At 71.0% G+C, this 19,655-nt stretch carries 20 protein-coding genes; 16 read left to right on the top strand and 4 right to left on the bottom strand.

Annotation, left to right across the window (positions count from 1 at the left end; all coding sequences use genetic code 11):
• Nucleotides 1-4 precede the first annotated feature (4 nt).
• From H6927_16370 to glmM, 6 genes are all read left to right on the top strand, one after another.
• On the top strand, nt 5-778 hold the full coding sequence (locus H6927_16370) for a 3-hydroxybutyrate dehydrogenase (protein ID MCP5219667.1): 774 nt from the start codon (nt 5-7) through the stop codon (nt 776-778).
• Between the two features lie 183 nt (nt 779-961).
• Complete coding sequence (yaaA, locus tag H6927_16365; GenBank protein ID MCP5219666.1) at nt 962-1,735, top strand: peroxide stress protein YaaA; 774 nt, start codon at nt 962-964, stop codon at nt 1,733-1,735.
• Nucleotides 1,665-2,591 carry a 2OG-Fe(II) oxygenase gene (locus H6927_16360; GenBank protein ID MCP5219665.1) on the top strand — a complete coding sequence of 309 codons (927 nt, stop codon included), beginning with the start codon at nt 1,665-1,667 and terminating at the stop codon, nt 2,589-2,591. The genes yaaA and H6927_16360 overlap by 71 nt, the downstream gene beginning before the upstream one ends.
• Nucleotides 2,592-3,473, top strand: a complete 882-nt coding sequence (locus H6927_16355; GenBank protein MCP5219664.1) for an alpha/beta fold hydrolase — start codon at nt 2,592-2,594, stop codon at nt 3,471-3,473.
• A gap of 14 nt (nt 3,474-3,487) precedes the next feature.
• The gene (gene queF / locus H6927_16350) at nt 3,488-4,348 is read left to right on the top strand and encodes an NADPH-dependent 7-cyano-7-deazaguanine reductase QueF (GenBank protein ID MCP5219663.1); all 861 of its coding nucleotides are present in this window, start codon (nt 3,488-3,490) and stop codon (nt 4,346-4,348) included.
• A gap of 82 nt (nt 4,349-4,430) precedes the next feature.
• A complete protein-coding gene (glmM, locus tag H6927_16345; GenBank protein MCP5219662.1) occupies nt 4,431-5,774 on the top strand; it encodes a phosphoglucosamine mutase in 1,344 nt (447 codons plus the stop codon).
• Nucleotides 5,775-5,839: 65 nt separating this feature from the next.
• Here glmM and H6927_16340 read toward each other — a convergent pair whose 3' ends face one another.
• On the bottom strand, nt 5,840-6,661 hold the full coding sequence (locus H6927_16340; GenBank protein MCP5219661.1) for a mechanosensitive ion channel family protein: 822 nt from the start codon (nt 6,659-6,661) through the stop codon (nt 5,840-5,842).
• A gap of 78 nt (nt 6,662-6,739) precedes the next feature.
• On the opposite strand from H6927_16340, the gene H6927_16335 reads away from it, so the two are divergent.
• The 8 genes from H6927_16335 to H6927_16300 all read left to right on the top strand — a co-directional run bounded on the left by H6927_16335 (nt 6,740) and on the right by H6927_16300 (nt 14,802).
• Nucleotides 6,740-7,495, top strand: a complete 756-nt coding sequence (locus tag H6927_16335; protein MCP5219660.1) for a spermidine synthase — start codon at nt 6,740-6,742, stop codon at nt 7,493-7,495.
• The gene (gene tadA / locus H6927_16330; GenBank protein MCP5219659.1) at nt 7,492-9,291 is read left to right on the top strand and encodes a Flp pilus assembly complex ATPase component TadA; all 1,800 of its coding nucleotides are present in this window, start codon (nt 7,492-7,494) and stop codon (nt 9,289-9,291) included. Before H6927_16335 ends, tadA begins: the two co-directional genes overlap by 4 nt.
• Before the next feature lie 136 nt (nt 9,292-9,427).
• Nucleotides 9,428-9,916: a tripartite tricarboxylate transporter TctB family protein gene (locus H6927_16325; protein ID MCP5219658.1), complete on the top strand. Its 489-nt coding sequence runs from the start codon at nt 9,428-9,430 to the stop codon at nt 9,914-9,916.
• 21 nt (nt 9,917-9,937) lie between these two features.
• Nucleotides 9,938-11,449, top strand: a complete 1,512-nt coding sequence (locus H6927_16320) for a tripartite tricarboxylate transporter permease (protein ID MCP5219657.1) — start codon at nt 9,938-9,940, stop codon at nt 11,447-11,449.
• 84 nt (nt 11,450-11,533) lie between these two features.
• Nucleotides 11,534-12,880, top strand: coding sequence for a DUF3422 domain-containing protein (locus H6927_16315; GenBank protein ID MCP5219656.1), 1,347 nt, complete (start codon nt 11,534-11,536; stop codon nt 12,878-12,880).
• A 43-nt stretch (nt 12,881-12,923) separates the two neighbouring features.
• Entirely contained in the window at nt 12,924-13,076 is a 153-nt protein-coding gene (locus H6927_16310; protein ID MCP5219655.1) for a hypothetical protein, read from the top strand.
• Nucleotides 13,069-14,013, top strand: coding sequence for a DMT family transporter (locus tag H6927_16305; GenBank protein MCP5219654.1), 945 nt, complete (start codon nt 13,069-13,071; stop codon nt 14,011-14,013). Before H6927_16310 ends, H6927_16305 begins: the two co-directional genes overlap by 8 nt.
• A 3-nt stretch (nt 14,014-14,016) precedes the next feature.
• Entirely contained in the window at nt 14,017-14,802 is a 786-nt protein-coding gene (locus H6927_16300) for an SDR family oxidoreductase (GenBank protein MCP5219653.1), read from the top strand.
• 9 nt (nt 14,803-14,811) lie between these two features.
• Here the strand turns inward: H6927_16300 and H6927_16295 are convergent, their stop codons facing one another.
• Entirely contained in the window at nt 14,812-15,780 is a 969-nt protein-coding gene (locus tag H6927_16295) for an NADPH:quinone reductase (GenBank protein ID MCP5219652.1), read from the bottom strand.
• Nucleotides 15,781-15,853: 73 nt separating this feature from the next.
• A complete protein-coding gene (locus H6927_16290) occupies nt 15,854-16,552 on the bottom strand; it encodes an HAD-IA family hydrolase (protein ID MCP5219651.1) in 699 nt (232 codons plus the stop codon).
• A 16-nt stretch (nt 16,553-16,568) separates the two neighbouring features.
• On the opposite strand from H6927_16290, the gene H6927_16285 reads away from it, so the two are divergent.
• The gene (locus tag H6927_16285) at nt 16,569-17,600 is read left to right on the top strand and encodes a ferrochelatase (protein ID MCP5219650.1); all 1,032 of its coding nucleotides are present in this window, start codon (nt 16,569-16,571) and stop codon (nt 17,598-17,600) included.
• A gap of 21 nt (nt 17,601-17,621) precedes the next feature.
• Here H6927_16285 and H6927_16280 read toward each other — a convergent pair whose 3' ends face one another.
• Entirely contained in the window at nt 17,622-18,749 is a 1,128-nt protein-coding gene (locus H6927_16280) for a homogentisate 1,2-dioxygenase (protein ID MCP5219649.1), read from the bottom strand.
• Nucleotides 18,750-18,891: 142 nt separating this feature from the next.
• On the opposite strand from H6927_16280, the gene H6927_16275 reads away from it, so the two are divergent.
• The gene (locus H6927_16275; protein MCP5219648.1) at nt 18,892-19,650 is read left to right on the top strand and encodes an IclR family transcriptional regulator; all 759 of its coding nucleotides are present in this window, start codon (nt 18,892-18,894) and stop codon (nt 19,648-19,650) included.
• Nucleotides 19,651-19,655 lie beyond the last annotated feature (5 nt).

Here is a 19,655-nt window from a genome sequence, read left to right as displayed (position 1 = left end):
CGTCATGCAACTCAAAGGCAAGACCGCCCTGGTCACCGGCTCCACCAGCGGCATCGGCCTGGGCATCGCCATCGAACTGGCCAAGCAGGGCGCCAACATCGTGATGAACGGTTTTGGCGACCACGAGGGCCCGCGCGCCCAGATCACCGCCCACGGCGTGCGCGCCGAGTACCACGGCGCCGACATGAGCAAGCCGGCCGAGATCGAGGCCATGATGGCCTTTGCCGCCGAGAAGTTCGGCGGCGTGGACATCCTGGTCAACAACGCCGGCATCCAGCACGTGTCGCCGATCGAGGGCTTTCCGCCCGAGCGCTGGGACGCCATCATCGCCATCAACCTGACCTCGGCCTTCCACACCACGCGCCTGGCCATTCCCTCCATGCGCCAGAAGAACTGGGGCCGCATCATCAACATCGCCTCGGTGCACGGCCTGGTGGCGTCGGCGCAGAAGTCGGCCTACGTGGCGGCCAAGCACGGCATCGTCGGCCTGACCAAGGTCACCGCGCTGGAGCTGGCCACCACCGGCGTCACGGCCAACGCCATCTGCCCCGGCTGGGTGCTGACGCCCCTGGTGCAAAAGCAGATCGACGCGCGCGCCGCGGCCGAGAAGATCAGCGCCGAGCAGGCCACCAAGGAGCTGCTGAGCGAGAAGGAACCCTCGCTGCAGTTCACCACCACCGAGCAGCTGGGCGGCATGGCGGTGTTCTTCTGCTCGCCGGCGGCCGACAACATTCGCGGCCAGGCCTGGGCCAGCGATGGTGGGTGGACGGCGCAATAAAAAGGCTCACCCCCAGGCTGCGCGGACTTCGTTCCGCTTCGCCTCCCCCCTTCCGGGGGCGCACCCAGTGAACGGGGGGACCCCGTCCACGGGTGCCCTGGCATGGCCTGCTCCGCGGCCTTTCGATCCGGGCTGAAGGATGCGTAGCTGGCCTGCGCTTCATCCTGGTACAAAATCAGCCGCATGCTTTTCCTCCTGTCTCCGGCCAAGGCGCTGGACTACGAAACTCCGTTACCACCCGGGCTGGCGCACACCGATGCGCTGTTCAAACCGCAGGCGGCCGAGCTGATCGCCGTGCTGCGTCAGCAATCGCCCCAGCAGATCGCCTCGCTGATGAGCCTGAGCGACGCGCTGGCCGGGCTGAACGTGGCGCGCTACGCGGCCTTCAGCCCGCGCTTCACGGCGGCCAATTCGCGCCCGGCCGTGCTGGCCTTCAACGGCGACGTGTACGACGGCCTGCAGGCGCGCACGCTGGCGCCCGCCGCGCTGGACTGGCTGCAGCAGCACGTGTGCATCCTGAGCGGCCTGTACGGCGTGCTGCGCCCGCTGGACCGCATGCAGCCCTACCGGCTGGAGATGGGCACGCGCCTGGCCACGGCGCGCGGCGCCAACCTCTACCAGTTCTGGGGCCCGCGCATCGCCGAATACCTGAACGAGCGGCTGGCCGATGAAAAATCGCCCATCGTCGTCAACCTGGCCTCGCAGGAGTACTTCAAGTCGGTCGATCGCAAAGTGCTGCAGGCCCGCGTGATCGACTGCGTGTTCGAGGACTTCAAGGACGGCCAGTACAAGGTCATCGGCTTCTTTGCCAAGCGCGCCCGCGGGCTGATGGCGCGCTGGGCGGCGCAGCACAAGGCGGCCACGCCCCAGCGGCTGCAGGCTTTCGATGGCGGCGGCTACGCCTTTGCGCCGGCCGCGTCGGAGGCCGACCGGCTGGTGTTTCGCCGCCAACCGTGAGCCGCGCATGACGCAGGCCATCACTTCCGAACTGCGCCAGTGGATCATCGCCCAGGCCCAGGCCGGACAGGGCGCCGAGGCCGTGCTGCAGGCGATGAAAGCCTCGGGCTGGGACGAGGCCGTCGCCATCGAGGCCATGGAAAGCACGCTGCGCGCCCATCTGGACGAACAGGCGGTGGCCCAGGCGCTGCCGCCCGCCGTGCCGGTGCCCGAGCCCGACCTGAGCGGCGCGCCCCTGTACCTGGATGGCGGCGACCGCCCGGTGGCGGTGCTGGGCACCATGGCCACGCCGCGCGTGGTGATGCTGGGCGGCCTGCTGTCCGACGACGAGTGCGAGGCCCTGATGGCCGCCGCGCGACCGCGCATGAGCCGCTCGCTCACCGTGGCCACGCAGACCGGCGGCCAGGAGGTCAATGCCGATCGCACCAGCCAGGGCATGTTCTTCACGCGCGGCGAGAGCGATCTGGTGGCGCGCATCGAGGCGCGCATCGCGCGCCTGGTCCGCTGGCCGGTGGAGCGCGGCGAGGGCCTGCAGGTGCTGCGCTACGTGCCCGGCACCGAATACAAGCCGCACTACGACTACTTCGACCCCGACCAGCCCGGCACCGCCACCCTGCTGCGGCGCGGCGGCCAGCGCGTGGGCACCGTGGTGATCTACCTGAACGAGCCCGAGCGCGGCGGCGCCACCACCTTTCCGGACGCGGGGCTGAACGTGGCGCCCCAGCGCGGCAACGCGGTGTTCTTCAGCTACGCGCGGCCGCACCCCGGCACGCGCACCCTGCACGGCGGCGCGCCGGTGCTGGCGGGCGAGAAATGGATCGCCACCAAGTGGCTGCGCGAGCGGATCTTCGAGTAAATGCAGGTCCAGGCCAACGGCATCCCCATCGAGGTCGAGGACAGCGGCGGCTCCGGCCCCGCCGTGCTGCTGGTGATGGGCCTGGGCATGCAGCTCATCGCCTGGCCCGACACGCTGGTGCGCGGGCTGGCGCAGGCCGGCTACCGCGTGATTCGCCACGACAACCGCGATGCGGGCCTGTCGCGCATCTTTGACGAGCTGCACCTGCCCAACCTGCCCTGGGCCATGCTGAGCCAGCGCCTGGGCTTGCGCGTGAACGCGCCCTACACCCTGGGCGACATGGCGCAGGACGCACTGGGCGTGCTGGATGCGCTGGGCGTGGCGCGGGCGCACGTGCTGGGCGCCAGCATGGGCGGCATGATCGCCCAGCGCATGGCGATGGCCGCGCCCGAGCGCCTGCTGAGCCTGACCAGCGCGATGAGCAGCAGCGGCGCGCGCGGCCTGCCCGGCCCCACGCACGAGGTGGCGCACGCCATGCTGACGCGCCCGCCCGCCGGTGACCGGCAGGCCATGCTGGCGCATTCGGTGCGGTTCTTTCGGCTCATCGGCGGGCCCGGCTTCGTGGTGCCCGAGGACGAGTTGCGCGCGCGCGTGGGCGCGGCCCTCAGCCGTGCCTACCACCCGCGAGGCGTGCTGCGGCAGCTGCTGGCCATCATGGCCGACGACACCCGCGCCGCGCTGCTGGCGCGCATCGCCACGCCCACCCTGGTGGTCCATGGCCGCGATGACCCGCTGGTGCCGCTGCCCTGCGGCCAGGACACGGCGCGGCGCATCCCTGGCGCGCGGCTGGAGGTCATCGACGGCATGGGGCACGACCTGCCCGCCAGCGTGGTGCCGCAACTGCTGCCGCTGCTGCTGGCACACTTTGCGCGTAACCCTTGATACCGGCCCGCCGCATGAACCCCCCCGCATCCGCAACCCCCGAGGGCAGCGCCCTGGGCAAGCCCACGGCCTACGTCGACCAGTACGACCCGTCCCTGCTGTACCCCATCGCCCGCGCGCCGCAGCGCGAGCGCCTGGGCATCGTCGGCCAGCCGCGCTTTTTCGGCGCCGACTGGTGGACCGCCTACGAACTGTCGTGGCTGAACGCGCGCGGCAAGCCGCAGCTGGCCATCGCCCACATCCTGGTGCCCTGCGAGAGCACGCACATCGTCGAGAGCAAGTCCTTCAAGCTGTACCTGAACAGCTTCAACGGCACCGTGTTTGCCGACGCCGCCGAGGTGCGCGCGCGCATCGAGGCCGACGTCAGCGCCGCCGTGTGGACGGGCGAGGCCGTGCGCGCGCGCGCGGCGGTGCGCCTGATCGCGCCCGAGGACTTCGACCGCGAGCCGATCCACGAGCTGGACGGCGTCAACCTGGACCGGCTGGACCTGGAGTGCACGCACGGCCAGCCCGCGCCCGAGCTGCTGGGCGCCGCCTTCGACGAACAGCCGGTGGAGGAGACGCTCACCAGCCGGCTGCTCAAGAGCAACTGCCCCGTCACCGGCCAGCCCGACTGGGGCAGCGTGCAGATCCGCTACGCCGGCCCGCAGATCGAGCAGGCGGGCCTGCTGCGCTACATCGTCAGCTTTCGCCGCCACAACGACTTTCACGAGCACTGCGTCGAGCGCATGTTCATGGACATCTGGCAGCGCTGCCGCCCCACGCAGCTGACGGTGTACGCGCGCTACACCCGCCGCGGCGGGCTGGACATCAACCCCTGGCGCACCAGCCACCCCGGCGCGCTGCCGAAAAACTTGCGGACCGCAAGACAATGAGGCGTTTGCCGGCACCCTTCATGCCTCGGATGCTATCGTTTCAATAGAATTTTCCAGCCATCGAACAAGCAGGGAGAACACCATGGCACGCCACTACTTCGGCACCGACGGCATCCGCGGCACCGTGGGGCAGGAGCCCATCACGCCCGACTTCGCGCTGCGCCTGGGCCATGCCGTGGGCCGCGTGCTCAAGGCCGCCGACGCCAGCCCGCTGGTGCTGATCGGCAAGGACACGCGCATCTCGGGCTACATGCTGGAGAGCGCGCTCGAGTCCGGCCTGATCTCGGCCGGCGCCGGCGTGATGCTGCTGGGCCCGGTGCCCACGCCCGCCGTGGCCTACCTCACGCGCGCGCAGCGCGCCAGCCTGGGCGTGGTCATCAGCGCCAGCCACAACCCCTATCCCGACAACGGCATCAAGTTCTTCGACGCGCAGGGCGCCAAGCTGCCCGACGCCTGGGAGCAGGCCGTCGAGGCCGCCCTGGCCGAGCCGCCGCAGTGGGTCGACTCGGCCGGCCTGGGGCGCGCGCGCCGGCTGGACGACGCGGCGGGCCGCTACATCGAGTTCTGCAAGAGCACCTTCAGCCACGCGCTCAGCCTGCGCGGCCTGAAGATCGTGGTGGACGCGGCGCACGGCGCGGCCTACCAGATCGCGCCGATGGTGTTCCACGAGCTGGGCGCCGACGTGGTGGCCATCGGCTGCGCGCCCGACGGCCTGAACATCAACGACGGCGTGGGCGCCACCCACCCCGAGGCGCTGGCGCATGCCGTGCGCGCCCATCGCGCCGACTACGGCATCGCGCTGGACGGCGACGCCGACCGGCTGCAGATGGTCGACGCCGGCGGGCGCCTGTTCAACGGCGACGAGCTGCTGTACGTGCTGGCCGCCAACCGCCTGGCGCGCGCCGGGGGCGTGCCCGGCGGCCCGCTGGCCGGCGTGGTCGGCACCCTGATGACCAACCTGGCGGTGGAGCAGGCGCTGCGCCGGCGCGGCTTCGACTTCGTGCGCGCCAAGGTGGGCGACCGCTACGTGCTGGAGGAGCTGAACCGGCGCGGCTGGCTGCTGGGCGGCGAAGGCTCGGGCCACCTGCTGGTGCTGGACCAGCACAGCACGGGCGACGGCTTGGTCAGCGCGCTGCAGGTGCTGCAGGCCTGCGTGCAGCAGGGCCGCGGGCTGGCCGAGCTGCTGGCCGGCGTGCCGCTGTTTCCCCAGGTGCTGATCAACGTGCGCCTGCAGCCGGGCGCCGACTGGCAGGCCAACGCCCGGCTGAAGGCCGAGACGGCCGCCGTGCAGGCCGAGCTGGGCGAGCGCGGCCGCGTGCTGATCCGCGCCAGCGGCACCGAGCCGCTGCTGCGCGTGATGGTCGAGGCCGTGGATGGCGAACTGGCGCGCCGCAGTGCCGAGCGCCTGGCGGCGGCGGCAGCTTGAGTCCAAACACTATCAAATACGGAGCTGATCGCGGTTGATGGATGCGGACTGCGGCCTGATTTGATTCAAACCTTGCCCGGCGTGCCGCGATAGGCCAGCGGGGTTTCGGGCACCGGGTAGCCGGCGCTGCCGAAGGTCTGCACGATGGCCTTGTGGGTGTCGAAGTAGACCTGCCAGTAATGGTCGGTGTGGGTGTAGGGGCGCACGCACAGCTTGGGGCCTTCGGGCGTGAACTCCAGGATCTCGATGTCGGGCGCCGGGCTTGGCGCCACGTTGGGGATGGCGGCGATGGCGGGCTTGAGCCGCGCGATGGCGTCCAGCGGGTCGACGCTGTTGGCCACCTTGGCCACGCAGTCCACCCGGCGCACGGGCAGGGCGCTGTAGTTCTGGATGTTGTCGCCGAACACCTTGCCGTTGCCCACCACGGTCAGCACGTTGTCGGGGGTGACGATGGTGGTGGCGAACAGGCCCAGCTCTTTCACCGTGCCCGCCACGCCGCCGGCGCTGATGAAGTCGCCCACCTTGTAGGGCCGCAGCACCTGCATGAAGATGCCGGCGGCGAAGTTGCCCAGCATGCCGCTCCAGGCCGCGCCGATGGCCAGGCCGGCGCCGGCCAGCAGGGCGGCGAACGAGGTGGTCTTGACGCCGAAGATGTCCAGGATCGCCAGGATCAGGACGATGTTGAGCAGCACCGAGATCACCGACTTGAGGTAGTGCGCCAGCGTGGCGTCGATGCGCCCGCCGCGCTCGAACACCTTGCCCAGCAGGCCCACGGCCAGGGCGATCAGCCAGCGGCCGACGATCCAGGCGACGATGGCCGTCGCCAGCTTGATGCCCAGCTCCGCGCCCTGGGTGGTGATGAAGTGCCAGATGTCTTGGGTGTTCATGATGAATGAAGGCAAAAAAGGTAGTGTTCAGCATAGCGCGGCAGCCGGGCGCGCCGCCCCAGGTGATACGCTTGGAGCGTGAAATCAAGCACGCCCCTGCCCAGCGAAGTCAACCTGTCCGAGGGCGGCGGCGTGCGCTGCCTGCACCTGGGCACCGAGTGGATCCAGGGCGCGATGCGCATCGACGCGCCGTTCGACATCGAGCTGGAGTACGTGCAGCGCATGATGGCCTGGCTGCTGTTCGTGCCGCCGGCCTCGGTGGCCGGGCGCCATGCCATGCAATTGGGCTTGGGCGCGGGCGCCATCACCAAGTTCTGCTACAAAAAACTGAGAATGACCTGCACGGTGGTGGAGCTGAACCCGCGCGTGGCCGACGTCTGCCGCGCCTGGTTCAAGCTGCCGCCGGACGACGAGCGCCTGCGCGTGGTGATTGCCGACGCGGCGCAGGAGATCGAGCGCGGCGAGTGGTGGGGCACGGTGGACGCGCTGGCGGTGGACCTGTACGACGACGACGCGGCCGCGCCGGTGCTCGACAGCGCCGAGTTCTACGCCGCCTGCCGTCGCCTGCTGACCGCCGACGGCTGCATGACGGTGAACCTGTTCGGCCGCGCGGCCAGCTTCGAGCGCAGCCTGGCGCGCATCGCCGAGGCCTTTGGCGTGCGCGCGGTGTGGGCCTTCAAGCCCACGCGCGAGGGCAATGCCGTGGTGCTGGCGCAGCGCACGCCCACGCGCCCCAAGCGCGCGGCGCTGCAGGCGCAGGCCGAGGCCGTGGAGGCGCGCTGGGGGCTGCCGGCGCGCAAGTGGCTGCGCGTGTTCAAGGCCCTTGAAAAATGAAAAAACACTCCCGCCCCGCGCCGCTCGAAGCCCTGGCACCGCGCCACCAGGGGCCGGTACCCTGGCACCTGCTGCTGCAGTGGCTGCACGAGGACGGCGTGATCACCGCCGAGGAGGCCGAGCGCACCGCGCGGCGCTGCTCGCAGGCCGAAAGCGCGCAGTCCGCGCTGGAGCGCCTGGCCAGCGTCGGCGTGGCGCGCGCCGGCGACGGCGCGGCGCTGGACATCGAGGAGCTGACGCGCTTTCTGGCCGGCCGCGCCGGACTGCAGTACCTGCGCATCGACCCGCTCAAGGTGGACGCCGGCAAGGTGGCCGACACCATGAGCGCCAGCTACGCCGAGCGCCACAAGGTGCTGCCGGTGCAGGCCAGCGCCACCGAGGTGGTGGTGGCCACCAGCGAGCCCTTCATCGCCGACTGGGTGGGCGAGGTGGAGCGCCAGGCGCGCCGCCCGGTGCGCTGCGTGGTGGCCAGCCCGGCCGACATCCGGCGCTACACGGCCGAGTTCTTCGCCCTGGCCAAGTCGGTGCGCGCGGCGCAAAGAAGCGGCGGCGCGGCCGCCGGCGCCAGCTTCGAGCAGCTGGTGGAGCTGGGCCGCGCCGGCCGCCAGCTGGACGCCAACGACCAGGGCGTGATCCAGGTGGTGGACTGGCTGTGGCAGTACGCCTTCAACCAGCGCGCCAGCGACATCCATCTGGAGCCGCGGCGCGAGCAGGGCGTGATCCGCTTTCGCATCGACGGCGTGCTGCACCCGGTCTACCAGGTGCCGCCGGGCGTGATGAACGCCATCACCGCGCGCGTCAAGCTGCTGGGGCGGATGGACGTGGTCGAGCGCCGCCGCCCGCAGGACGGGCGCATCAAGACGCGCAACCCCGCCGGCGACGAGATCGAGATGCGCCTGTCCACCCTGCCCACCGCCTTCGGCGAGAAGCTGGTGATGCGCATCTTCGACCCCGAGACCGCCGTCAAGGACCTGGCGGCGCTGGGCTTCACCCCGCACGACGCCGAGCGCTGGGAGCAGCTGGTGGCGCGGCCCAACGGCATCATCCTGGTGACCGGGCCCACCGGCTCGGGCAAGACCACCACGCTGTACTCCACGCTGCGGCGCGTGGCCACCGAGGAGGTCAACGTCAGCACCATCGAGGACCCGATCGAGAACATCGACCCGCGCCTGAACCAGACCCAGGTGCAGCCGCAGCTGGACTTCGGCTTTGCCGAGGGCGTGCGCGCGCTGATGCGCCAGGACCCGGACATCATCATGATCGGCGAGATCCGCGACCTGGAGACGGCCGAGATGGCGGTGCAGGCCGCGCTCACCGGCCACCTGGTGTTCAGCACCCTGCACACCAACGACGCGCCCTCGGCCTTCACGCGGCTGATGGAGCTGGGCGTGCCGCCCTACCTGCTGGGCGCCACGCTGCTGGGCGTGCTGGCGCAGCGCCTGGTGCGCACGCTGTGCCCGCTGTGCAAGCGGGTGGACGACGAGGCCAGCACCGCGCTGCTGGCCGAGGCCGTGCGGCCCTGGAAGATCAACAAGGGCAACTACCGCCCGTACCAGGCGGTGGGCTGCGTCGAATGCCGCATGACCGGCTACCGCGGGCGCATGGGCATCTACGAGCTGCTGGCGGTGAGCGACGCCTTTCGCGCCCAGGTGCGCGGCGACGTGGACCTGGCCGCGCTGCGCAAGCAGGCGGTGGCCGACGGCATGCGCCCGCTGCGCCTGGCCGGCGCGCTGCGCGCGGCCGACGGGCTGACCACGCTGGCCGAGGTGATCGCGGCCACGCCGCCGCTGCAATGAAGCGGGCCTGCAGCCCGGAGTACGAAGGGCAAACGTCTTTGGGGTAATCCCTAGGCGGGGTAGGTGGTATCCACATGGATCGGCCGCGGCGGGCCGGGAACAATGCGCGTTGTCTTGTCACTTCAGGAGATGACGCGTGCGCATCAAGAGTCAAAAGGACTTCTTCGCCGGACTGCTGTACCTGGTCATCGGCGGCGGCTTCGCCATCGGGGCCTTCAACTACACCATCGGCGACGCGGCCCGCATGGGCCCGGGCTACTTCCCGCTGCTGGTGGGCGGCCTGCTGGCCATCCTCGGCGCCATCATCATGTTCCGCGCGCTGGTGGTCGAGACCATCGACGGCGACCCGATCGGCAAGTGGGCCTGGAAGCCGCTGATCTACATCATCCTGGCCAACTTCCTGTTCGGCATCCTGCTGGGCGGCCTGCCCGCGCTGGGGATTCCGGCGCTGGGCGTGATGGTGGGCATCATCGTGCTGACCCTGGTGTCGGCCTACGCCGGCCCCGAGTTCAAGCTCAAGGAGGTGATCATCCTGGCCATCGTCCTGGCGGCCGGCAGCTGGGTGGTCTTTGTCTGGGGGCTCAACCTGCAGATGCAGGTCTGGCCGAGCTTCATTTCGGGTTGAGCGACACGAGGGATCACGATCATGGAATTGTTTCAACACCTCGCCCTGGGTTTCAGCGTCGCCTTCACGATGCAGAACCTGCTGTATGCCTTCGTCGGCTGTTTCCTCGGCACGCTGATCGGCGTGCTGCCGGGCGTCGGCCCGGTGGCTACCATCGCCATGCTGCTGCCCACCACCTACGCGCTGCCGCCGGTGTCGGCGCTGATCATGCTGGCGGGCATCTACTACGGCGCGCAGTACGGCGGCTCCACCACCGCCATCCTGGTCAACCTGCCGGGCGAGGCGTCGTCGGTCGTGACGGTGATCGACGGCTACCAGATGGCGCGCAAGGGCCGCGCCGGGCCGGCGCTGTCGGCGGCGGCCATCGGTTCGTTCATCGCCGGCTGCTTCGGCACGCTGGTGCTGGCGGGCTTTGCCATCCCGCTGACCGAGGTGGCCTTCAAGTTCGGCCCGGCCGAATACTTCTCGCTGATGGTGCTGGGCCTGATCGGCGCCGTGGTGCTGGCCTCGGGCTCGCTCATCAAGGCCATCGGCATGATCGTGCTGGGCCTGCTGCTGGGCCTGGTGGGCACCGACGTCAACTCGGGCGTGGCGCGCTACAGCTTCGACATCCCCGAGCTGACCGACGGCATCGGCTTCATCGCCATCGCCATGGGCGTGTTCGGCTACGGCGAGATCATCGCCAACCTGGGCCGGGCCGGCGAAAAGCGCGAGGTGTTCGACGTCAAGCTGCAGCACCTGTACCCCAGCAAGGAGGACTGGAAGCTGATGACCCCGGCCATCCTGCGCGGCACGCTGCTGGGCTCCATGCTGGGCATCCTGCCGGGCGGCGGTGCGGTGCTGTCGGCCTACGCGGCCTACACGATCGAGAAGAAGACCCGGCTCAAGCCCGGCGAAGTGCCCTTTGGCCAGGGCAACATCCGTGGCGTGGCGGCGCCCGAGTCGGCCAACAACTCGGGCTCGCAGACCTCGTTCATCCCGCTGCTGACGCTGGGCATCCCGCCCAACGTGGTGATGGCGCTGATGGTGGGGGCCATGACCATCCATAACATCCAGCCCGGCCCGCAGGTGATGACCAGCAACCCCGACCTGTTCTGGGGCCTGATCGCCTCGATGTGGATCGGCAACGCCATGCTGGTGATCCTGAACCTGCCGCTGATCGGCCTGTGGATCAAGCTGCTGACGGTGCCCTACCGCTGGCTGTTTCCGGCCATCGTGCTGTTCTGCGCCATCGGCGTGTACACCACCAACAACAACACCTTCGACATCTGGATCATGGGCTGGTTCGGCATCATCGGCTACATCTTCCACAAGCTGGGCATGGAGCCCGCGCCCCTGCTGCTGGGCCTGATCCTGGGGCCGATGATGGAGGAGAACCTGCGCCGCGCGCTGCTGCTGTCGCGCGGCGAGTGGAGCGTGCTGGTGACGCGGCCCATCTCGGCCACGCTGCTGGCGCTGGCGCTGGTGCTGCTGATCATCGTCGTGCTGCCCTCGGTCAAGAAGAGCCGCGAGGTGGCCTTCGTCGAGGACTGACGCCCGTCCCGGGAGCAAGCGGCGCCCCATCCGGGCGCCGTTTTTTTGGCAACGCACAATGCCGGCTTTGCCTTGCTGCCCACCATGCCCATCGATCCACTGACTCCCGCGCTGCGCCTGGCCCTGCACCAGGAGGTGCATGCGCGCCCGCCGCAGGCCGTGCAGGCGCCGCTGGCCGTTACGCACTGGGTGCAGTGGGTGGACGCCGAGGGGCGGGCGGCCAGCCGCGCGCACCTGGCCGCCCTGCTGGCCGCCCACGGCCTGGCGGCGCCGGCCGAGGACGCGGCCTTCGTGCAGGCCGAGTGGGGCGAGCTCAGCCTGCGCTGGGAGCTGCACACCGAGTTCGTCACCTGGTCCTTCCTGCGCCGGCTGCAGGCGGCGCAGCTGGCCGAGTTGGGTGGCGGCGAGTCTCCCACGGCGGCTGAGCAGCTGCCCGCCGCCTGGCGCGAGGCCTTGCCGGGCCAGGCGCTGACCGGCGTGCACCTGTGGGCCGTGCCGCGGCCCGCCGGCGGCGGCCAGGGCCTGCTGCACGCGCTGTTCGGCGAATCGCCCGGCGTGACCGGCTCGCGCGTGATCAGCCATGGCAGCGACCTGCACACCGACCTGCGCCTGCGCGCCGACGGCTGCCTGCGCGTGCTGGTGCTGACCGGCGACGAGGGCCCGGATGCCGTGACGCCGCGGCGCCTGGGCCGCCTGGTGCAGCGCGTGCTGGAGGTCGAGACCTACCGCATGGCGGCCCTGCTGGGCCTGCCGGCGGCGCGCCAGGTGGCGCGCTGGCTCGATCGCGGCGAGGCCGAGCTGGCCGCGCTGGCGCAGGCCATCGGCAGCGCCGCGCCCGCCGACGAGCCGGCGCTGCTGGACCGCTTGACCCGCCTGGCCGCCGAGCTGGAGAGCCTGTACGCGGGCACCCACACGCGCTTTTCGGCCAGCGCCGCCTACGACGAGCTGGTGCGCCAGCGCCTGAACGACATGGCCGAGGTCCGCATCGAGGGCATGCAGTCGCTGCGCGACTTCATGGATCGCCGCTACGCGCCGGCCATGGCCACCTGCCGCTCGGCCGACCGGCGCCAGGCCGCGCTGTCGGCGCGCATCGCCCGCGTGGGCGACCTGTTGCGCACCCGCGTGGAGGTCGAGCAGCAGCACAGCAGCCGCGAGCTGCTGGCGGCCATGAACCGGCGCCAGGGCCTGCAGCTGAAGCTGCAGTCCACGGTGGAGGGCCTGTCGGTGGCGGCCATCACCTACTACGTGGTCGGGCTGGTCGGCTACGTGGTCAAGGGCGCGCACGGCCTGGGCTGGCCGCTGGGCGTGGAAGCGAGCATGGCCATCGCCGTGCCGGTGGTGGCACTCATCGTGTGGGCCGGACTGCGGCGGCTGCACCACCGCATCGTCGACACCGATGCGACGCCGCCGGCCCCGCCGCAAGCCCAATAGGACTGCGCCCGGCATCCCTCATCGCCACGACGCCTGCGCCGGCATGGCCGATCCGCTATTCTCGACGGCCTGGCCGTTCAAGCGTTTCACCGCCATGCCGCTCAAGCTTCACGCCGTCATCCGCAGCACCCGCCCGGGCCGCATCGGACTCGCCGTCGCGCGCGGGTTCCACGGCTTGGCAAGCCAACATGGCTGAAGCGGGCATCCAGCCTGCCCCGGCAGCTATCAACAGCAGAGCCATCGGCATCGCGCTGGCGGCCGTGGGCGCCATCGGCTTCAGCGGCAAGGCCATCATCGTCAAGCTGGCCTACCGCTACGGGGTGGACGCCATCACCCTGCTGATGTACCGCATGCTGATGGCCCTGCCTTTCTTCGTGCTGATGGCCTGGTGGGGCGGGCGCGGGCGGGCGGCGCTGCGCCGCGACGAGCGCTGGGCGGTGCTGGGCCTGGGTTTTTGCGGCTACTACCTGGCCAGCATGCTGGACTTCGTCGGCCTGCAGCACATCAGCGCCGGGCTGGAGCGCTTGATCCTGTACCTCACGCCCACCCTGGTGCTGGTCTACGACTGGGCCTGGCGCGGACGCGCCATCACGCCCGGCCACGTGCTGGCCACGCTGGTGAGCTACGGCGGCGCGCTGCTGGTGTTCGGCTTCGAGCTGCATGCGGCGCCCGGCGGCGCCACGGCCTGGGGCGCGCTGTGGGTGCTGGGGTCGGCGGCGTCCTACGCGCTGTACCTGTTTTTCAGCGGCCAGTTCGTGCGGCGCATCGGCGCCCTGCGCCTGGTGGGCCTGGCCTCCACCGTGGCCAGCCTGTGCTGCATCGCGCACTTCGCCCTGGTCAACCCCCTGGACGCCGCGCGCGTGGCCGAGCCCGTGCTGTGGCTGTCGCTGCTCAACGCCACGCTGTGCACCGCCGCGCCGGTGCTGCTGGTGATGCTGGGGGTGGAGCGCATCGGCGCCGGCCTGGCCGCGCAGGTGGGCATGATCGGGCCGCTGTCCACCATCGCCATGGGCGTGCTGCTGCTGGGCGAGCCCTTCACGCCGGGCCTGGCGGCGGGCACGGTGCTGGTGGTGGCCGGCATCGCGCTGTTCAGCCGCGCCGGCCGGACGAGTTTGAAACCACAAGGAGCTTGAATCATGGACTTGGGAATTGCCGGCAAGTGGGCGCTGGTGTGCGGCGCCAGCAAGGGCCTGGGCCTGAGCTGCGCGCAGGCGCTGGCGCGCGAGGACGTGAACGTGGTGATGGTGGCGCGCGGCGCCGAGGTGCTGGAGGCGGCGGCCGCCGCGCTGCGCGCCGAGGCGGGCGTGCAGGTGCTGCCGGTGGCGGCCGACATCACCACGCCCGAGGGGCGCGCGGCGGTGCTGGCCCGGCGCTCGGACTTCGACATCGTGGTCACCAACGCCGGCGGCCCGCCGATGGGCAACTTCCGCGACTGGGACCGCGCGGCCTGGATCAAGGCGGTGGACGCCAACATGCTGACGCCGATCGAGCTGATCAAGGCCACGCTGGACGGCATGCTGGCGCGCGGCTTCGGGCGCGTGGTCAACATCACCTCCAGCGCGGTGAAGGCGCCGATCGACGTGCTGGGCCTGTCCAACGGCGCGCGCTCGGGCCTGACGGGCTTCATCGCCGGGCTGGCGCGCAACCCGCAGGTGGCGGCCCAGGGCGTGACCATCAACAACCTGCTGCCCGGCAAGTTCGACACCGACCGCCTGGCCGGCCTGGTGCAGGGCATGGTCAAGCAAAGCGGCAAGCCGGCGGACGAGGTGCGCGCCGCGCAGGCCGCGCCCATTCCGGCGCGGCGCTTCGGCACGCCGGCCGAGTTCGGCGCCGTGTGCGCCTTCCTGTGCAGCCAGCAGGCCGGCTACCTGACGGGGCAGAACATCCTGCTCGACGGTGGGGCCTATCCCGGGACGTTCTGACCGCCGGGGTCACACCGCAATCACGATGCGCCCGCGCGTGCCGCCGGCGGCCATGGCGGCATAGGCCCGGGCCACGTCGGCCAGCGCGTAGGTGGCGCCAATGCGTGCCCGCAGTTGGCCCGCGGCCAGCAGGCGGTTGATGGCGTGCGCCGCGGCGGCCAGGTCGTGGGTGCTGGCGTTGCTGATGGCAAAGCCATGCAGCGCGATGTCGCGCGTGTACAGCGCGCCCACCGGCAGCACCGGGTTGGTGTCGCGCAGGCCGGACATGAGGACGACGCGCGCTCCCACGCGCATCAGCGGCAGCACGGCGGCGAAGTCGTTGCGGCTGCTGCTGTCCCACCAGGCATCGATACCCTCGGGTGCCGCGTGGCGCACCTGCTCGTAGCGGTCTGCGCGGTGGTAGTCGATCACCCGCTCGGCACCGCATTGCCGGCACCAATCTTCGTCCGCCGCCGACGCAGTGGCGATGACGCGCACGCCCATGGTCCGCGCCAGTTGCAGCACCGCGCTGCCCACGCCGCCGCCGGCGCCTTCGAGCAGCAGGGTTTCGCCCGCCTGCAGGCCCGCGTGGCGCACCAGGCCAAGGTACGCGGTGGCGGCTGTGTGCAGCACGGCCACGGCCTGCTGTGCATCGGCCGCGTCGGGCAAGGGATAGAGCCGGTCGGCGGCCACCACGGCGTATTCGGCCAGTGCTCCCTGGCGCCCGCCATGACCCAGGCTGTTGCACCACACCCGGTCGCCGACCTTGAAGGCGGTCGCGCCCGGCCCGGCCTCGGCCACCGTGCCCACGGCGTCGCGCCCCAGCACGAAGGGGAAGGGTGTGGGCGTACGGTAGGCGCCCGAGAGCACGAAGCGGTCGACTGAGTTGACGCCGCTGGCCACCACGCGCACCAGCACGTCGGTGGGGCCGGGGCGTGGTACAGGCAGGGCGGCGATGCGGATCGGGCCACCAAGTTGGTCGATGCACGCGGCTTGCATGGTGGTGGGGGTGGACATGGCGTGAACTCCGGCGGGCACGCGGGCCGGATTGGCGGATGCTTTCCGGTGCTGCTCAGGCCAGCAGCTTACACAGCTGCGCCAGGTCGCGCAGCACCCCCTGCGGCGGCCGGCCGTGCTCGTCGGGCCATGGCGCGCCGCCGCGGTTGAGCCAGGCCACCTGCATGCCGGCGCGCAGCGCGCCGGCGGCGTCCAGCTCGGCGTCGTCACCGATGTGCAGCACCGCGTCCGCCGCCACGCCCGCGGCCTGCGCGGCGGCGTGGAAGATGCGCGCGTCGGGCTTGGCCACGCCCGCGCTGGCGGCCGACACGGCGGCCCTGAAGTAGCGCGCCAGGCCTACCCGGGCGACGTCGGCGTTGCCGTTGGACAGGGCGATGAGCGGGTAGCGCGCGGCCAGGAAGTCGAGTGCCGGCAGCGCGTCGTCGAACAGCGTGACGCGCTGGCGCTCGTGGTGGAAGACGTCGAAGGCGGGCTCGGCCAGCGCCGGGTCGTCGCCGGCGGTTCGCAGCAGCTGGCGGATGACTTCGCGGCGGATGGCGCCCAGGTCGTGCGCCAGCTCGGGCCGCGCCTGCAGCACCGCGCGGCGCGCCTGCTGGGCGCTGTTGGCGTCGGCCGCCAGCGCGGCGGCGCGCGGCGCGTGCGGTGCCAGCCAGTCGCGCATGGCCTGGTCGGCGCGCCGGATGGTGGGCCACACGGGCCACAGCGTGTCGTCCAGGTCCAGCGTGATGGCGCGGATGCGGGTGGCATCGATCATGCGGCGAGAATAGCGCATGCCTTTTTTCAGACCCGAGCCCGAGGCCGCCCGTCAGGCGAGCGGCCGCACGGGCGTGCTGCTGTGCAACCTGGGCACGCCCGAGGCGGCCACGCCGCCGGCCGTGCGCCGCTACCTGGCGGAGTTTTTGCGCGACCCGCGCGTGGTGGAGATCCCGCGCGCGCTGTGGCAGCCGCTGCTGCACGGCGTGATCCTGCGCCGGCGGCCGGCGGCGTCGGCCCAAAAATACCAGAGCATCTGGCTGCCCGAGGGCTCGCCCCTGCTGGTGTACAGCCGCCGGCAGGCCGTGATGCTGCGCGGCTACCTGGGCGAGCGCGGCGTCGACGCGAGCGTGCGGCTGGCCATGCGCTACGGCCAGCCGTCGGTGGGCGCCGAGCTGGATGCGCTGAAGGCCGAAGGCTGCACGCGCGTGCTGGTGTTGCCGCTGTACCCGCAGTATTCGGGCACCACCACGGCCAGCGTGATCGACGCCGTGACGGCCTGGTCACGCGCGGTGCGCCACGTGCCGGAGCTGCGCTTCGTCAACCGCTTTCACGACGATGCGGGCTACGTCGACGCCCTGGCCAGGCGCGTGCAGGAGCACTGGATGGCCCATGGCCGACCCGAGCGCCTGTTGATGAGCTTTCACGGCGTGCCGCAGCGCGTGGTGGACGCGGGCGACCCGTATTACGACGAATGCCAGCAGACCGCACGCTTGCTGGCGGGGCGGCTGGCGCTGAGCGAGGGCGAGTGGGCGCTGTCGTTCCAGTCGCGCTTTGGCCGCGCCAAATGGGTGGAGCCGGCCACGCAGACCACGCTGGAGCAATGGGGCCGCGCCGGCCTGCGGCGGGTGGACGTGGTCTGCCCCGGCTTCGTCAGCGACTGCCTGGAGACGCTGGAGGAAATCGCCATCGAGGGGCGCGCGGCCTTCCAGGCCGCCGGCGGCGGCGAACTGCGCTACGTGCCCTGCCTGAACGACCACCCGGCCTGGCTGGCGGCGCTGGCCAGCCTGGTGCAGAGGCATCTGCAGGGCTGGCCGGTGGGCCGCTGAGCGGCCGTTGCGCTCGCCGGCCTACTCCTTCCAGGAGTCCAGGTAGTCCGGCACCTTGACGGCGTCGACGTTGTCGAGCTCGAGCGGGTAGCGCGAGTCGATCATCACCGCCACCTCGTCGGTGTACTTGTGCTCGCCCTGGTTGTTGGCCGCCGCGGCCGCGAAGGCCTTGGGGTGCGGGCCGTGGTGGAAGCCCGAGGGGTGCAGCGTGAACATGCCGGGCTGGATGTTGTCGCGCGAGAAGAAGTTGCCCTGGTGGTAGAAGATGGACTCGTCGAACTCGTCGTTGTTGTGGAAGAACGGCACCTTCAGCGCGCCCGGGTCGCTCTCGATCGGGCGCGGCGCGAAGGTGCAGACGATGATGGTGTTGGACAGGAAGGTGGCGTGCACCGTCGGCGGCAGGTGGTAGCGGTCGGACAGCAGCTCGCGGATGTCGCGCCAGTTGAGCTTGACCGGCACGCAGGTGCCGTGCCAGCCCGCGGCGTCGAGGAAGTTGTAGGGGAAGGTGACGGTGGTGACCTGGCCGCGGCGCTTGGCGCGCACGCGGGTCTCGAACTCGCCCTGCTGGGCCTTGAAGGCCTCGTCGATCTTGGGCGTGTCCAGCACCGCCGGGTCGAACTGCGCGTGGTGGCCGAGGATGCCGCGCTCGGGCAGCATGAAGAAGTCTTCGGTGGCCTCGATGGTCAGCACCTCGTTGCGCACCTTGGTCTCCAGCCGCCAGCTGGTGCCGCGCGGGATGTTGATGTAGTCGCCCTCGCGGTACGTCATGTGCCCGTAGTCGCAATAGAAGTCGCCCTCGCCCTTGTGGAAGAACAGGATCATGTCGCCGTCGCCGTTGCGCGCCAGCTCGGGCATGGAGGCGCCGAACTTCCAGAAATGCACCTGCGTCTGCGCGTTGTGCATGAAGCGGCGCGCCTTCCAGGGGCAGGGGGCGCTGTCTTCGAGCTTGTTGAGGTCCAGCAGGGTCAGCTCCAGCGGGCCTTCCCACTTGGTCCAGCCGGTGGGCTTGTGCGTGTGCAGGATGTGGCTGGCCGGGCCGAAGAAGCCGTTGCGCCCGTGCTCGCGCTCGTACAGGCCGTCGGGAATGTCGCAGTGGGCCTGGCGGCTGTGCACGCCTTCGGCCAGGGGAAAGTTGATGAAGTTCTTCATGCTGGGTCTCCAGTGTGTTACGATTAAAATAACAACGTTATGAAATAAGGAACAGACGGAATTTAAGGCATACTCGTTCACACGTCAACCATCCGCCCGCCTGGCAGCAGGGGTATGCGCGCATCGTGTCAGCCGAAAACCCATGAACAAGCAAGCAGAGCCGCCATCCAGCGCCCCGGCCGAGCCGGTCGCCGCCGCGCCGGTGGGCATCCAGTCGGTCGAGCTGGGCCTGGCCCTGTTCGACGTGCTGGCGCGCCAACCCAGGGCCTGCGGACTGTCCGAGCTGGCGCGGCTGGCCGGCATGCACCGGGCCAAGGCCTACCGCTACCTGGTCAGCCTGGGGCGCGCCGGCTGGGTGCAGCAGGACGCGGCCAGCGGCGGCTACGAGGTCGGCCCGGCGGTGCGCAACCTGGCCCTGGCCTGGCTGGCGCGCCAGGACTGGATCGCGCTGGCCACGGCCGAGGCGCGCAGCCTGGCGCAGGCGCTGGGCTGCACCTGCCTGGTGGCGGTGCAGGGCGAGGCGGGGGTGACGGCGGTGCGCGTGTGCCAGCCAGGGCAGGGGGTGTCGGTGGGCGTGGTCGAGGGCGCCTTGTTCGACCTTCAGAGCTCGGCCACCGGGCGCGTCTTTGCCGCTTGGTCCGACGCGCATGCTGGCGTGCTGCCGGTTTTGCTGCGCGAGCAGATTCGCTGGCGCGGCGTGGCGGTGGTCGAGGGCGAATACGCCGCCGGCATCAACGCGCTGGGGGTGCCGGTGTTCGACGCCCAGGGCCAACTGCTGCTGGCCCTGACGCTGGTGGGTCCGGCCGCTTCGCTGCAGGCCGATGCCGACGGCGAGGCCGCGCAGGCGCTGCGCGCGGCGTGCCAGCGCATTTCGGCGGCGCTGGGCTGGCAGGGGCCGTAGTCAGG

The organism is Burkholderiaceae bacterium (genome assembly GCA_024235995.1).
In the GTDB taxonomy this organism is placed as follows: domain Bacteria; phylum Pseudomonadota; class Gammaproteobacteria; order Burkholderiales; family Burkholderiaceae_C; genus Ottowia.
The sequence above is the reverse complement of the archived record's forward strand: the minus strand, read 5'-3'. Positions and strand labels throughout refer to the sequence as shown.

Excerpts from the sequence above, each read along its gene's own strand:
- H6927_16285 (MCP5219650.1), top strand. The coding sequence starts at position 16,569 with ATGCCTTTTTTCAGACCCGAGCCCGAGGCCGCCCGTCAGGCGAGCGGC.
- H6927_16355 (MCP5219664.1), top strand. The coding sequence starts at position 2,592 with ATGCAGGTCCAGGCCAACGGCATCCCCATCGAGGTCGAGGACAGCGGC.
- glmM (MCP5219662.1), top strand. The coding sequence starts at position 4,431 with ATGGCACGCCACTACTTCGGCACCGACGGCATCCGCGGCACCGTGGGG.
- H6927_16370 (MCP5219667.1), top strand. The coding sequence starts at position 5 with ATGCAACTCAAAGGCAAGACCGCCCTGGTCACCGGCTCCACCAGCGGC.
- H6927_16305 (MCP5219654.1), top strand. The coding sequence starts at position 13,069 with ATGGCTGAAGCGGGCATCCAGCCTGCCCCGGCAGCTATCAACAGCAGA.
- H6927_16290 (MCP5219651.1), bottom strand. The coding sequence starts at position 16,552 with ATGATCGATGCCACCCGCATCCGCGCCATCACGCTGGACCTGGACGAC.
- H6927_16300 (MCP5219653.1), top strand. The coding sequence starts at position 14,017 with ATGGACTTGGGAATTGCCGGCAAGTGGGCGCTGGTGTGCGGCGCCAGC.
- H6927_16295 (MCP5219652.1), bottom strand. The coding sequence starts at position 15,780 with ATGCAAGCCGCGTGCATCGACCAACTTGGTGGCCCGATCCGCATCGCC.
- H6927_16280 (MCP5219649.1), bottom strand. The coding sequence starts at position 18,749 with ATGAAGAACTTCATCAACTTTCCCCTGGCCGAAGGCGTGCACAGCCGC.
- H6927_16315 (MCP5219656.1), top strand. The coding sequence starts at position 11,534 with ATGCCCATCGATCCACTGACTCCCGCGCTGCGCCTGGCCCTGCACCAG.
- tadA (MCP5219659.1), top strand. The coding sequence starts at position 7,492 with ATGAAAAAACACTCCCGCCCCGCGCCGCTCGAAGCCCTGGCACCGCGC.
- yaaA (MCP5219666.1), top strand. The coding sequence starts at position 962 with ATGCTTTTCCTCCTGTCTCCGGCCAAGGCGCTGGACTACGAAACTCCG.
- queF (MCP5219663.1), top strand. The coding sequence starts at position 3,488 with ATGAACCCCCCCGCATCCGCAACCCCCGAGGGCAGCGCCCTGGGCAAG.
- H6927_16310 (MCP5219655.1), top strand. The coding sequence starts at position 12,924 with ATGGCCGATCCGCTATTCTCGACGGCCTGGCCGTTCAAGCGTTTCACC.
- H6927_16320 (MCP5219657.1), top strand. The coding sequence starts at position 9,938 with ATGGAATTGTTTCAACACCTCGCCCTGGGTTTCAGCGTCGCCTTCACG.
- H6927_16340 (MCP5219661.1), bottom strand. The coding sequence starts at position 6,661 with ATGAACACCCAAGACATCTGGCACTTCATCACCACCCAGGGCGCGGAG.
- H6927_16275 (MCP5219648.1), top strand. The coding sequence starts at position 18,892 with ATGAACAAGCAAGCAGAGCCGCCATCCAGCGCCCCGGCCGAGCCGGTC.
- H6927_16360 (MCP5219665.1), top strand. The coding sequence starts at position 1,665 with ATGGCGGCGGCTACGCCTTTGCGCCGGCCGCGTCGGAGGCCGACCGGC.